Annotated in this window: 12 protein-coding genes; 8 read left to right on the top strand and 4 right to left on the bottom strand. The window is 76.1% G+C overall.

Features of this window, described 5'->3' with window-relative positions:
• Positions 1-87 precede the first annotated feature (87 nt).
• On the top strand, positions 88-270 hold the full coding sequence (locus ACI79K_RS01060; RefSeq protein WP_456598698.1) for a hypothetical protein: 183 nt from the start codon (positions 88-90) through the stop codon (positions 268-270).
• A gap of 179 nt (positions 271-449) precedes the next feature.
• Here the strand turns inward: ACI79K_RS01060 and ACI79K_RS01055 are convergent, their stop codons facing one another.
• Together ACI79K_RS01055 and ACI79K_RS01050 are read right to left on the bottom strand one after the other, a co-directional pair.
• Positions 450-875, bottom strand: coding sequence for a hypothetical protein (locus ACI79K_RS01055; RefSeq protein ID WP_456598697.1), 426 nt, complete (start codon positions 873-875; stop codon positions 450-452).
• Positions 876-925: 50 nt separating this feature from the next.
• Positions 926-1,960, bottom strand: a complete 1,035-nt coding sequence (locus ACI79K_RS01050) for a glutathione S-transferase family protein (protein ID WP_456598696.1) — start codon at positions 1,958-1,960, stop codon at positions 926-928.
• Between the two features lie 113 nt (positions 1,961-2,073).
• Between ACI79K_RS01050 and ACI79K_RS01045 the strand changes: the two genes are divergently transcribed.
• From ACI79K_RS01045 to ACI79K_RS01035, 3 genes are read left to right on the top strand one after another with little or no spacing between them, the layout of a single operon-like run.
• Positions 2,074-2,427, top strand: a complete 354-nt coding sequence (locus tag ACI79K_RS01045) for an ArsR/SmtB family transcription factor (RefSeq protein ID WP_456598695.1) — start codon at positions 2,074-2,076, stop codon at positions 2,425-2,427.
• Complete coding sequence (locus tag ACI79K_RS01040) at positions 2,424-2,705, top strand: hypothetical protein (protein ID WP_456588462.1); 282 nt, start codon at positions 2,424-2,426, stop codon at positions 2,703-2,705. Before ACI79K_RS01045 ends, ACI79K_RS01040 begins: the two co-directional genes overlap by 4 nt.
• Positions 2,705-3,667: an NAD(P)-dependent alcohol dehydrogenase gene (locus ACI79K_RS01035; RefSeq protein ID WP_456598694.1), complete on the top strand. Its 963-nt coding sequence runs from the start codon at positions 2,705-2,707 to the stop codon at positions 3,665-3,667. Before ACI79K_RS01040 ends, ACI79K_RS01035 begins: the two co-directional genes overlap by 1 nt.
• Before the next feature lie 39 nt (positions 3,668-3,706).
• Here ACI79K_RS01035 and ACI79K_RS01030 read toward each other — a convergent pair whose 3' ends face one another.
• A complete protein-coding gene (locus ACI79K_RS01030; RefSeq protein ID WP_456598693.1) occupies positions 3,707-4,126 on the bottom strand; it encodes a DUF1810 domain-containing protein in 420 nt (139 codons plus the stop codon).
• Between the two features lie 21 nt (positions 4,127-4,147).
• On the opposite strand from ACI79K_RS01030, the gene ACI79K_RS01025 reads away from it, so the two are divergent.
• From ACI79K_RS01025 to ACI79K_RS01010, 4 genes are all read left to right on the top strand, one after another.
• Positions 4,148-4,771: a TIGR03086 family metal-binding protein gene (locus ACI79K_RS01025; protein ID WP_456598692.1), complete on the top strand. Its 624-nt coding sequence runs from the start codon at positions 4,148-4,150 to the stop codon at positions 4,769-4,771.
• Positions 4,772-4,872: 101 nt separating this feature from the next.
• Positions 4,873-5,181, top strand: a complete 309-nt coding sequence (locus ACI79K_RS01020; RefSeq protein WP_456598691.1) for a hypothetical protein — start codon at positions 4,873-4,875, stop codon at positions 5,179-5,181.
• A gap of 119 nt (positions 5,182-5,300) precedes the next feature.
• Entirely contained in the window at positions 5,301-6,707 is a 1,407-nt protein-coding gene (locus ACI79K_RS01015) for a DUF4407 domain-containing protein (RefSeq protein ID WP_456598690.1), read from the top strand.
• 209 nt (positions 6,708-6,916) lie between these two features.
• Positions 6,917-7,417: a hypothetical protein gene (locus tag ACI79K_RS01010; RefSeq protein ID WP_456598689.1), complete on the top strand. Its 501-nt coding sequence runs from the start codon at positions 6,917-6,919 to the stop codon at positions 7,415-7,417.
• 52 nt (positions 7,418-7,469) lie between these two features.
• Here the strand turns inward: ACI79K_RS01010 and ACI79K_RS01005 are convergent, their stop codons facing one another.
• The gene (locus ACI79K_RS01005) at positions 7,470-11,972 is read right to left on the bottom strand and encodes an HAD-IC family P-type ATPase (protein WP_456598688.1); all 4,503 of its coding nucleotides are present in this window, start codon (positions 11,970-11,972) and stop codon (positions 7,470-7,472) included.
• Positions 11,973-12,028: the final 56 nt, after the last annotated feature.

The following is a 12,028-nucleotide window of genomic DNA, read 5'->3' as shown; positions in this document are numbered from 1 at the left end:
TTCTGCGAGGAGTGGACGACCCTCAACCAGCTCGGTGAGGCCGAGCCGGCCCAGGCCCAGGATGCCTTCGAGGAGCTGGCCGAGAGCGTGCCCGACGAGGCGGGGGCGGAGGTCGAGGACGCCGCCCGGTTCCTCGCCGCCACCTACCCGCCCGAAGGCGATCTCCGGCGGGCCGTCGAGAACGGAAGCGTGACCCAGGAGGAGGCGGATCGGTTCCAGTCGGCCATCGAGACCGTCGCCGCCTACGCCGACCAGAACTGCGCGAGCTGAGCGCACGGCACGTCCCTGCCGCGTCACGACCCGGCCAGCCCCGGTCGCCGATCCGGATCCAGAGTGACCCCGATCTGCCACTCCGGACATCAACGGCTGCGACGACTTCCCAGCTCGATCGGAGTGCCCACCGGCTCCAGATCCCCGCGCCGGGCGCCATCGTGCTCGAGAGACATCCGCTAGGCGCCCCACGCCTCGACCAGCGGCAGCACGCTGCCCGAGGCCGCCACGTGCAGGCTCCAGGTACCGGCCACGCCGTCGTCGTCCAGCACCGACCGGAGCCCCTCGGCCCAGGCGTCGTCCTCCGCGGTGACCGCCGGGTCGCCCGCCCGGCACAGCGCCAGCGCCAGGTGGCCGCGACCGCCCAGCTGGTCGTCGACGACCGAGCCGTGCACCTCCCGCAACCCCACCAGCAGCCCGGGGTCGGGGAGCGGCGGCAGGTCGTCGACGGGCACGACCACCGGCAGCTGGCGGCCGTCGGTGCCGAACCAGGTCAGCCAGAGGCGGCGCCCGGCGAACTGCACCGGGTCCAGCACGGCCCGCCAGCGATCGGTGAGGTCGGCGGCCGAGTGGATCCGGGCGTCGGCGAGCGGGGACGTCGTCATGCCCGTCACCGTGGCAGGTCGCGGAGACCCCGGACCCGGTTGTCCACAGGTCAGCGGTGGCCGAGCCCCCCGGGGCCGTGGTCGGCCGGCACCCGATCGCCCGCCGGCGGTGGGCCGGGCGGGGTGCCGTCGCCCCACGGGCGGTCGCTGAGCTGGTCGCGGTTGTGCTGCATCAGCCAGCCGGAGGTGTCGGGGCCCTGCGGGATGATCTGCGTCGGGTTGATGTCGGCGTGGACGACGTAGTAATGCTCCTTGATCTGCGGGAAGTCGATCGTGTCGCCGAACCCCGGCAGCTGGAACAGGTCGCGCGCGTACGCCCACAGCACCGGCATCTCCGACAGCTTCTGCCGGTTGCACTTGAAGTGGCCGTGGTAGACGGTGTCGAACCGCGCCAGGGTGGTGAACAGCCGGACGTCGGCCTCGGTCACCTGCCCGCCCATCAGGAAGCGCCGGTGCTCCAGCCGGTCGCTGAGCCAGTCCAGCGCGGTGAACAGCCGGTCGTAGGCGTTGTCGTAGGCGCGCTGCGACCCGGAGAACCCGCACCGGTACACGCCGTTGTTGACCTCGGTGTAGACCCGCTCCATGACCTCGTCCATCTCGTCCCGCAGGTGCTCGGGGTAGAGGTCGGGGGCGCCGTCCCGGTGGTGGGCGGTCCACTCGGTGGAGAAGTCGAGGGTGATCTGCGGGAAGTTGTTGGTGACGACGGCCTTGCTGGGCACGTCGACGATCGCCGGCACCGTGATGCCCTTGGGGTACTCCGGGTCGCGGGCGAAGTAGGCCTGCTGGAGCCGCTCGTAGCCCAGCACCGGGTCCACGCCGCCGGGGTCGAGGTCGAAGGTCCAGCTGCGCTCGTCGTGCGTCGGCCCGCACAGCCCCATGGAGATGGCCGACTCCAGTCCCAGGAGCCGCCGCACGATGATCGCCCGGTTCGCCCACGGGCAGGCGCGCGCCGCGACCAGCCGGTAGCGACCGGCCTCGACCGGCCAGTCGTCCCGGCCGTCGGCGGTGATCCGGTCGGAGATGTACTTCTCGTCCCGCGTGTACTCCGGCTCGACGTATCCGGATCCTCTGGTGTCTGCACTCACTGCTCAAGCGTTCCCGATGCCAGCGGGACTCACACCCGTGGGGTCATTGCATTCGGATGACAAGCAGGTCTACCTTGCACCCGTCAGAAAACACTTACACATGGTGGAGCGACATGACAGAGGACCGGCCGAGCGGCGACCACCTGGTCGAGATGCTGGCGGCCCTCGCCCATCCCGTCCGGCTGCGCATCCTCGCCACCCTCACCGGCGGGCGTGACTACGTGAGCCACCTGGCGCGCGAGATCGGCATCAGCCGACCGCTGCTGCACATGCACCTGCAGCGCCTCGAGGCCGCCGGCCTCGTCGTCGGAACGCTCGAGCTCTCCGACGACGGCAGGGCCATGAAGTACTTCGAGATCGCCGACATCGACCTGCACCTCACCGCGGAGTCACTCGCGCAGGCCGCCGCAACCCTCACGCGTCCGGGCCCGGCTCCGGGCCCGGCAGACAAGGAGAAGCCCCGATGAATGCCGTCGACAGCGGCACCACCTGGCCGGAAGCGGTCCTGATCCTCGGGATCGTGTTCGCCGTCCTCCTCCTGATCGGGGGCGCAGCGGCCACCGTCCTGGAGGCGCGCAAGCTCCGGATCACCGCGCAGCAGGAGGCCGACCTGCGCCAGCTGGTCAGCCGCTACGAGCAGCTGGCCGAGAAGACCCTCGACGCCCAGCAGCGCACGGCCGCCGACGTCTCCGAGCTGCGCTCCCGGACGGCGTCCATCGAGCAGATCCTGCGGACGGTCGACTGATGAGGGCCGTCGTGCAGGAGACGTACGGGTCGCCGGACGTCCTGCGGCCGGGAACCGTCGACGAGCCGGTCATCGGCGACGACGACGTGCTCCTCCGCGTGACCGCGGCGGGAGTCGACCAGGGGGTCTGGCACCTCGTCGCGGGGCGCCCGCGAGTGGTCCGGCTCGGCACCGGCGTCCGGAAGCCGAGGAACCCCGTGCCCGGCATGGACGTCGCCGGCGTGGTGGCCGAGGTCGGCGCGAACGTGACCCGCTTCCACCCCGGGGACGAGGTCTTCGGCAGCGGCACGAGCACCTATGCCGAGTACGCGAAGGTTCCGGAGAAGAACCTGATCCCCAAGCCGGCGAACGTGACGTTCACCGAGGCTGCAGCCGTCCCGATCTCCGCGCTCACCGCCCTCCAGGGTCTGCGGAAGGGCAAGGTCGAGGCGGGGCAGCGAGTCCTGGTGATCGGCGCCGCCGGGGGAGTGGGGAGCTACGCGGTGCAGCTGGCCGTCGCGGCCGGCGCGGACGTCACCGGCATCTGTCGCACGGAGAAGATGGACTTCGTCCGGTCCCTCGGTGCCGACGACGTCCTGGACTACACCCGCGAGGCCATCGCCGACGGCGGACGGCGCTACGACCTGATCCTCGACACCGGCGGCAACCGCGCGCTGCGCGAGTTGAGGCGCGCGCTCACCCCGACCGGCACGCTCGTCATCGTCGGCTCGGAGGTCGGCGGCCCGATGGCCGGCCTCGACCGGCCGATCCGGGCGATGCTGGTGAACCCCTTCATCCGGCAGCGTCTGCTGAGCTACCTGTCCATGCCGAACCAGGAGGACCTGCAGACGCTCGCCGACCACCTCGCCGCCGGGACGCTGCGCGCACCGGTCGACCGGACCTTCCCGCTGGCTGACGCAGGCGCGGCGATCCGGTACATGCGGGACGGCAGAGCCAAGGGCAAGGTCGTGCTCACCGTCTGAACCGGGAGCCGTTCCCCCGCGCCCGGCTGCGGGCCACGGTCAGAGCTTGCTGGTCGTCGCCTCGTCCTCGGCTCCGCCGAAGTAGTGGTCCAGCACCTCCCGGAACACCGGCTGGTCGGGGGCGGCGTGCGCGAAGAGCGTCATCGACGACCGCAGCTTCTGGGCATCCACCGGGCCGAGGACCGCGTCGGGGTCCGCGGTGTCCAGTGCGGTGAGCACCCGGGCGCACTCGACCAGCCGGCGCCCCAGCACGGGGTGCGCCAGGTACGCCCGGGCCTCGTCGAGGCCGGAGAGCGCGAAGCGCTGCGCCATGCCGCTGCGGCCCAGCCCCGCGATCTGCGGGAAGACGAACCACATCCAGTGGGTGCGCTTCGCGCCGGCGCGCAGCTCGGCCAGCGCCTGGTCGTAGGTCTGGGCCTGGGCGTCGAGGAACCGGTGGAGGTCGAAGGGGTCGCTCACCGGCCCAGCCTGCCGCACCCGATGAGTTCCCGGCGCCCGGGGCGTCTGCACCGCATGGAGACGACGACCGTGGACCTGGGACCGACCACCGCGGAGCTGGCGCGGGTGGTCGCAAGCGTCCGGGACGACCAGCTGCAGGATCCGACGCCGTGCGCGGGTATGCCGGTGGCCGGCCTGCTCGACCACCTGCTCGGCCTCGCCCTGGCGTTCCGGCTGGCCGCGGAGGGGACGCCGCCCGAGGGTGGCCCGAAGGCGGACGCCGCCGACCTGGCGCCCGACTGGCGCACGCTGCTGCCGGCGCGGCTCGAGGCGCTCGCCGCCGCGTGGCGGCGGCCCGGCGCACGCGACGGCGAGGCCGAGGTGGCCGGGGTGCGGATGCCCGCGGCCGCCATGGCGCTGGTCGCCCTCGACGAGGTGCTCGTGCACGGCTGGGACCTCGCCGTCGCCACCGGGCAGCCCTACCGCCCGAACCCGGCGGCCGTCGAGGCGTGCCTGGAGTTCGTCGGCGACCGCAGCGACCCCACCGACGAGCCCGACGGCCTCTTCGGGCCGGTGGTGCCGGTGCCCGACGACGCCCCCGCCCTGGACCGGCTGCTCGGCCGGACCGGCCGGGATCCGCGGTGGACGGCGCCCGGCGCGGCCTGACCTGGCTTCATGTCGAAGCCGTGTCATCTCCCGTGCGGGGCGCGTGGGCGCGGCGTCACCGGGCACCGGAGCGGCAGGCTCGACGAACCAGAGGGGGACCCATGCGCAGGACTTCGAGGATGCTCGCCGGTGCGGTGCTCGCCGCCGGACTGGGGTTGACCGGCTGCGGCGGGGACGACCAGGCGGACCCGGGGACGGGCGTCCCGGACGTGTTCCAGGAAGAGGAGGTCGGCAGCCCCGACCCGGTCGACGGTGGCGAGGAGGACGCCGACGGGATCGACCGCGGGACCGGTGGCATCGACGAGGACGACAACACCGGGACCGACGACGGCACCGGCGAGGAGGATCCCGGCAGCGTCGACGGGGAGGACGGCACCCCCAGCACCGAGGAGGGCGAGGCCAACAGCTGACGCTCCGGTCGACTGGGAGCTTGCTCACGTCGTGACCGTCCCGTCACAGTCCCCGGCCTGCCGATAAGGGCTGGTGGGTAGCGGTCTTCTCACGACCCCCGCTGCCCGGGGGGCACTGCATGAGCGAGCGACGACGGCGCATCGGCGACGGGCTGGCCGTCCTGGCCGGCGCGCGGCCGGATGTGCTGGCCGCCGCGCCCGGGGCCCGGCCGAAGTTCGTGGCGCTGGGCGGCGTCCTGCTCAGCACGGGGGCGCTCGCCGCGGTCTCCGCGGCGTTCGCCGTCGCCATGGCGCTGGGTGTGTGGTGGCCGCTGGCGGTGCTGGTCGGGCTGGGCTGGGGTGCGGTCGTGGTCAACCTCGACCGGATGCTGCTGGTCGGGATGGCGCACGACGCCTCCCTCAAGCGCAACGTCGCGATGGCCGTGCCCCGCGTCGGGCTGGCGCTGGTGCTCGGTGTCGTCGTGGCGACGCCGCTGACCCTGCAGGTGTTCCACAAGGAGATCGACGCCGAGATCGTGGCGATGCAGGCCGAGGCCGCCGACGCCCACCGCCTGGCGCTGGAGTCCGACAGCCGCTTCGCCGGGCTGCCCGCGCTGCGGGAGCGCATCGCCGCGCAGGAGGCGGTCGTCGCCAGCGGGGGAGCGGCCGACCCCGGGCTGGAGGTGGTGCGCGCCGGAGTCACCGAGAAGCAGGCCGCCTACGACCGGGCGGTGGCCCTGCAGCGCGACCTGGACGCCAAGGCGCAGTGCGAGCTGGACGGCACCTGCGGCACCGGCGACGCCGGCACGGGGGAGGCCTACCTGCAGGCGCGGGCCGCCGCCGACGCGCAGACCGCCGTCGTCACCTCCGCCCGCGCGGAGCTCGACGCCGCCGTCGCCGCGGTCGGCGCCGCCGAGGGGCGCAGCGCCTCGCTGGCGTCGTCGTCCCTGGACGGCGACCGCGCCGAGCTGACCCGGCTGACCGCGGAGCTGGACCGGCTGCAGGCCGCGTTCGACACGCAGAACGAGGGCTCCGGCGGCATCCTGCTGCGCCTGGAGGCCCTCGACCGGCTCGGCGACCGGAACGGCACCCTGGCGGCCGCGCAGTTCATGCTCTCGCTGCTGTTCATGTGCGTCGAGGTGCTGCCCGTCCTCATGAAGCTGCTGCTGAACTTCAGCCCGCCGACCGCCTACGACCGGCTGGTGCAGCTGCGCGACTCCGGCGACGTCGAGCTCGAGGAGATGGCGCAGGAGTCCCGGCGCACGGTGGCCGCGGCCAAGGAGGAGCTCCTGGTGCTGGCCGAGCGCGAGCGGGTGGACCGGCAGAAGGAGGCGATCCTGGCCCGCCGCCGGGCGGCGCTGGCCGAGGTCGCCGCCCGCACCGAGGGCGCCCGCAGCGAGGGGGTGCGCACCGCACAGCCGGTGGCCGAGGAGCCGGCGGAGGCGCCACGGCAGATGTGGGACACCGGCCCGATCCGCGAGCTCGCCGCCCGCACCGTCCGCTCGGTGCGCCGCCGCCCGGTCGACCGGACGCCGACCACCGTCTGACCACCCAGCGCCCCGGACCTCGCCGCGAGGTCCGGGGCGCTGCGCGTCCGCTGGCAGTTCACTGTGGATCGCAGCCCGCGCCGCCGTTCCGCCGCGCGGCTGTGGCAGGGTTCCCCGCGTCTGCCGAGCGGGCCGCCGCCCCCGGCTCCCCGCGTGCCCGCGCGCCGCGGACCCGATGACTCCCGCACCCCGATGAAGGACGTTCCGCCATGAGCACCGACAACCCGAACCCGACCGGCGCCACGGCGGGCGCGGGCCGGCCCGATCCCGCGACCGTGCCGCCCCTGCCGGCCGCCGCCGGGCCCACCGACGGCGTGGGCACCGGCGTCCTCCCCGGCGGGGTCGTGCCCGGTGCCGGCGTCCCCGGCGGTGCGGCGCCCGCGCCGGACGGGCAGCCGGAGCCGTCCGGCGACCCCGGCTGGGCGAGCCGCAACCGCGGCCTGCTGACCGCTGCGCTGATCGCCGTCGTGGTGGCCGCGATCGCCATCGCCGGTCTCATCCTCTGGCGGGGCGGGGTCGACGACGACAACGCCGCCACCGAGGCCGCGGTCACCCGCGCGCTCGCCGAGCAGGGCGGGCAGGTGGAGACCATCGAGTGCGACGGCGACACCTGCGCGGCGATCATCGGCGGCCAGGCCTACACCGTGCTGGTCCAGGAGGACGAGGACGGCGAGCAGCACTTCGGGGTCGCCGCCTACACCGGCGACTGACCCCCGCACCGCCGCGAGCCCCGCACCTGCCGCAGGTACGGGGCTCGCGCCGTCACGGGGTCCGGGCGCCCATCCGGCGGGCGAGCAGGGCCGGCACCACCTCGGCGCCCGCGGCAGCCAGGACGGCCGCGCCGAGCACCACCGCCCACGAGAGCGGGTCCAGCGGGGTGCAGCCGAAGAACAGGTTGATGCCGGGGGTCTGCACGATCGCCAGCAGGGCGGCCAGCGAGCCGGCGACGGTGACCAGCACGAGCGGGCTGCGCCGGCCCGACCACGCGGTCTGCGCCAGCTGGGTGGTGATCAGCGCCGCGAGCCCCATCGTGCTCGCCCGGCCGGGGAAGACCGGGGTCACCCGGCCGACCGTCCAGGCGGCCGTGGCGCCGGCCGCCGTCGCCGCGCCCCGGACGACGACCATGCGGCGCACCGCCGTGGTGAAGCCGCGGTGCGGGCCGGCCCGCAGCACCGGCGCGAGCGGGTGCCCGGCGAGCGGGCCGTCGTCGTCGCCCACGGGCACCTGCCGCGGAGCCGCCACCGCCACGGCGAGCGCCGGGAACATGTCGGTGAGCAGGTTGACCAGCAGCAGCTGGCGGGTGTTCACCGGTGCGCGGCCCCCGACCGCGGTGCCGAGCACGGTGAACGCGACCTCGCCGGCGTTGCCACCGACCAGCACCGACACCGCGTCGCGCACGCGGGACCACATGGCCCGGCCCTCGGCGATCGCGTCGACCAGGCGGGTGAGGTCGAGGTCGGTGAGCACCAGGTCGGCGGCGGTGCGGGCGGCCGGCGACTCCGCGCCCTCGACGCCGACGCCGACGTCGGCCAGCCGGATCGCGGCGGCGTCGTTCACCCCGTCGCCGGTCATCGCCAGCGTCGCCCCGGCACGGCGCAGGGCGGCCACCAGGGTGACCTTCTGCTCGGGGGAGAGCCGCGCGAAGACGGCGGTCTCCGCGACGAGTCTCGCCCGCTCGGCGTCCGTGGCCCGGGCGAGCTGCGCGCCGGTGACCACCCGGTCGGCGTCGGGGACGCCGGCCTGCGCGGCGATGGCGCCCGCCGTCTCGGGGTGGTCGCCGGTGGCCACCACCACCCGCACGCCGGCGGCCCGCAGCTGCTCGACGGCGCGCACCGAGGACTCGCGCAGCGTGTCCGACAGCCCGACCAGCCCGCGCAGGGTGAGCCCGGTGGCCGCCTCGTCCAGGTCGTCGGGCGTGCCGTCGACGGCGCGGTCGGCGACGGCGAGCACCCGCAGCCCCTCGCCGGCCAGCTGCCGGACGCGGTCGCGCAGCTCGGTGGCATCGGCGCAGCGGCGCAGGACGGTCTCCGGGGCGCCCTTCACGACGAGCCGGCCGTCGCGGACGGCGGCGGAGAAGCCGCGGCCGGCGGCGAAGCCCAGGCAGGCGTCGGGCGGGGAGTCCCAGGCGTCGCCCGCCGCGTCCAGCACGGCGCGGTCCGTCTCGTGGGACAGGTCGTCGCCGTTGCCCATGCCCGCGGCGGCCAGCCGGAGCAGCTCCTCCTCGCTGCCGCCGTCCAGGGGGACCAGCCGGGTGACGCGCAGCCGGTTCTCGGTGAGCGTGCCGGTCTTGTCGAAGCAGACGGTGTCGACCCGGCCGAGCGCCTCGAGCACCCGGGCGCTGCGCACCACCGCGCCGCGCCCGGAGAGCCGCCGGGCCGCGGCCTGCTGGGCGACGGTGGCCACCAGCGGCAGACCCTCGGGCACCGCGGCGACCGCGATCGCCAGCCCGGCGGCGACCGACTCGCGCAGCGGGCGGCCCCACAGCACGCCGAGCAGGGTGACCGCCCCGCCACCGGCGAGGGTGAGCGGGAGGACGGCGCGGGTGAGCTCGGCCAGCCGCGCCTGCACGCCCGCCGGTGGCGCCGCACCGCCCGCGGCGCGGGCGGCCCGCCCGGCCTGCGTGGCCGCGCCGACGGCGACGACCACGGCGCGGCCCCGCCCCGCGACCACCGTGGTGCCGTCGAAGAGCATGCAGGTGCGGTCGGCGAGGTCGGCCCCCGGCGTCGCGGGCACCGACTTGGCGACCGACAGCGACTCCCCGGTCAGGCTCGACTCGTCGACCTCCAGGTCCTCGGCGTCCAGCAGCCGGGCGTCGGCGCCGATGACGTCGCCGGGTTCCACGAGCACGACGTCGCCCAGGCGCAGCGCGCTCGCGGGCACCTCCTCGGACCCGCCGTCGGTCTGCCGCCGGGCGCAGCGCGCCTGCTCGAGCAGCAGCGCCTCCAGGGCGCTCTCGGCGCGCATCCGCTGCAGCCCGCTCACGACGGCGTTGATGGCGGTGACGCTGCCGACCAGCACCGCGTCGGTGATCTCGCCGAGCACCGCGGTCGCCGCGGCCCCGGTGGCCAGGATCGGGGTGAGCGGGTCGGCGAGCTCCGCGGCGACGGTGCGGCCGAACCGGGCCGGGACCCGGACGGCGGGGAGCGCGGCCGCCCGCCGCGCGGCCGCGGGCAGCCGGCCGGGCCGGTGCTCGGGCCCGGCCGGGACGTCGGCCAGCCGGCGGAGGACGTCGTCGGGGTCGAGCGCGTGCCAGGGGGTGTGCACGGTCGGGGCCGGCACCGGACGGCGGGCGGCGCGGACGGCGGCGCGGGTACCGGCCACCATCGTGCTGAGCGCGGCGTACTTGCCCGGCGTCGTGGCCCGGCGCTGGCCGAGCCGCGGGCTGCCCACGGCGGCGAGCAGCCCGCCCAGGACGTTGCCGGTGAGCGCGGCGCCGGCCGACCGGCGGCTGGTGGCCTTGGCGTCCGGGACGGCGGCGACGACGCGGCAGGCGTCGGCGAGCCCGGGGTCGGTGACGAGGTCTGCGCCCCACGCCGGGGCGTGGCCGGCGAGCACCGGGGCGAGGCCGACGTCGGCGGCCATCAGCGCGGGCCCGTCGGTGGCCGACACCACCAGCACGCCGTGGCCGTCGGCCTGCAGCGCGCGCACGGTGTCGACGAGCGCGCCGTCGTCGGCGACGTCGTCGGCCAGCCCGGTGACGTCGCGGGCGCCGACGTGCCGGGTGAGCACCAGGCGCAGCTCCGCGTCGGCGACGGTGGTGAGCAGCGCCTCGGCGTGCGGGTCGAGCTCGGCGGCGACCGTCACGGTGCCGACCCGGCGGCGGCCCTCGAGCAGCGAGCGCACCTCGCCGCCGGGCGCGTCGCCGGTGCGGCGCACGGGGCCCAGCCGGTGATGGTCGTCGGCGGGGGCGTCGCCGGTGAGCAGCCGGGTGGCGGCCGACCAGACGGCGGCGTCGTCCCACCCGTCGGCGTCCGCGGTGGCCTCGACGACCACCGGTGGGCCGGTGCAGAGCGCGGCGGCGTCGACGACGACGGTGTCGACGCGGTCGAGGCGGCGGTAGGCCGAGCCGTCGAGCGGGAGGACGCCCTGGCGGCACAGCAGCAGGTCGAGGGTGGCGGCGAAGGACTCCCGGCCCTGCACCGCGGCCTTGGGGGTGAGCGCCCGCAGCAGGTCGGCGGCGCGGCCGGGGCGGCGGGTGAGCGCGAGCAGGCCCAGCGCCGCGCCGAGCTCGGTGGGCCCCAGCCGGTCGCGGTAGGTCTCGATCGGCCCTCGCGGCAGCTCGCCGGGGCGCGGGCCGGGCGGGGGCTCGGCGGCGCGGTCGTCGTCGGGCTCGGGGCCGCACAGCTCCCGTTCGCGGCGGCGCCACACCTGCCGGCGGGCCCGCATCTCCAGGGCCCGCTGGGCGGCGGCGGCGGCGTTGAGCGCCGGCACCGTGGGGCTCTGGGTGAGCGAGTGCAGCACCGCGCTGGTGCCCTCGAAGACGAGGTCGGTGCCCACCGGGCCGATGCGGTCCGACAGCGCCTGCTTGAGCCACTGCTGGGTGTCGAGCAGCGCCATGACGAGGGTGGCGTGCCGGTGGACCGCGGGGACCGGCAGGTACTTGGCGGCGGTGGCGACGCCGAAGGCCACGGTGTCGACGGCGGCGGCGAGGACGGCGGCTAGCAACGGCTCGACGTCGGCCGGGTGGTCGGGGCGCTGCGGGAAGACGCCGGTGCCGCCGCGGGCCTGCTCGATCTCGGTGACCACGCCGACGACGTCCTCGAGGCCGACCCGGCGGGCGTCGACGGCGACCAGCACCCGCCCGACGACGTCGTTCACCGTGGCCCACTCGACGCCCTCGAGCCGCTCCAGGTGGCGGCGCAGCGCGGCGCGGGCGGCGGGGGCGTCGTCCTCGGCGGGTTCTTCGAGCTCCACCTGCAGACGGTCGCGGTCGCCCCAGACCCGGCGGGTGTGCCGGGTCGGCGCCGGCTCGAGCAGGCCCCGGGCGGCGTCGACCAGGTCGTGCAGGTGCCCGCTGGGCAGCGGGTCGGCGCCGGTGACCAGGGTGCCGACCGCGCGGGTGCCGGAGACGGCGGCGCCGTGGGCGAGGTGCAGCGACCCGCTGACCCCCGCGCGGGCGAGCCGGGTGGTGGCCGACGCCGTCCCGCCCAGCAGACCGGCGCCCACGACCACGGGCACGGCGGCCAGCGCGGCGGCGCCGGTGGCCGCGCGCGCGACCTCGTGGGCGGCCCGGCGGGCCGAGTCGAGGCGGCGGAGCAGAGTCATGGATCTCCCGTGACGACGGTCACGGGAAACGGTACGTGTCCAGCGGGTGAACCGCA

It is taken from the genome of Blastococcus sp. SYSU DS0616 (assembly GCF_054051015.1).
The sequence above is the reverse complement of the archived record's forward strand: the minus strand, read 5'-3'. Positions and strand labels throughout refer to the sequence as shown.

Coding starts and splice junctions, on each gene's coding strand:
- ACI79K_RS01055 (WP_456598697.1), bottom strand. CDS start 875: ATGACGACGTCCCCGCTCGCCGACGCCCGGATCCACTCGGCCGCCGAC.
- ACI79K_RS01045 (WP_456598695.1), top strand. CDS start 2,074: ATGACAGAGGACCGGCCGAGCGGCGACCACCTGGTCGAGATGCTGGCG.
- ACI79K_RS01040 (WP_456588462.1), top strand. CDS start 2,424: ATGAATGCCGTCGACAGCGGCACCACCTGGCCGGAAGCGGTCCTGATC.
- ACI79K_RS01035 (WP_456598694.1), top strand. CDS start 2,705: ATGAGGGCCGTCGTGCAGGAGACGTACGGGTCGCCGGACGTCCTGCGG.
- ACI79K_RS01025 (WP_456598692.1), top strand. CDS start 4,148: ATGAGTTCCCGGCGCCCGGGGCGTCTGCACCGCATGGAGACGACGACC.
- ACI79K_RS01020 (WP_456598691.1), top strand. CDS start 4,873: ATGCGCAGGACTTCGAGGATGCTCGCCGGTGCGGTGCTCGCCGCCGGA.
- ACI79K_RS01015 (WP_456598690.1), top strand. CDS start 5,301: ATGAGCGAGCGACGACGGCGCATCGGCGACGGGCTGGCCGTCCTGGCC.
- ACI79K_RS01010 (WP_456598689.1), top strand. CDS start 6,917: ATGAGCACCGACAACCCGAACCCGACCGGCGCCACGGCGGGCGCGGGC.
- ACI79K_RS01005 (WP_456598688.1), bottom strand. CDS start 11,972: ATGACTCTGCTCCGCCGCCTCGACTCGGCCCGCCGGGCCGCCCACGAG.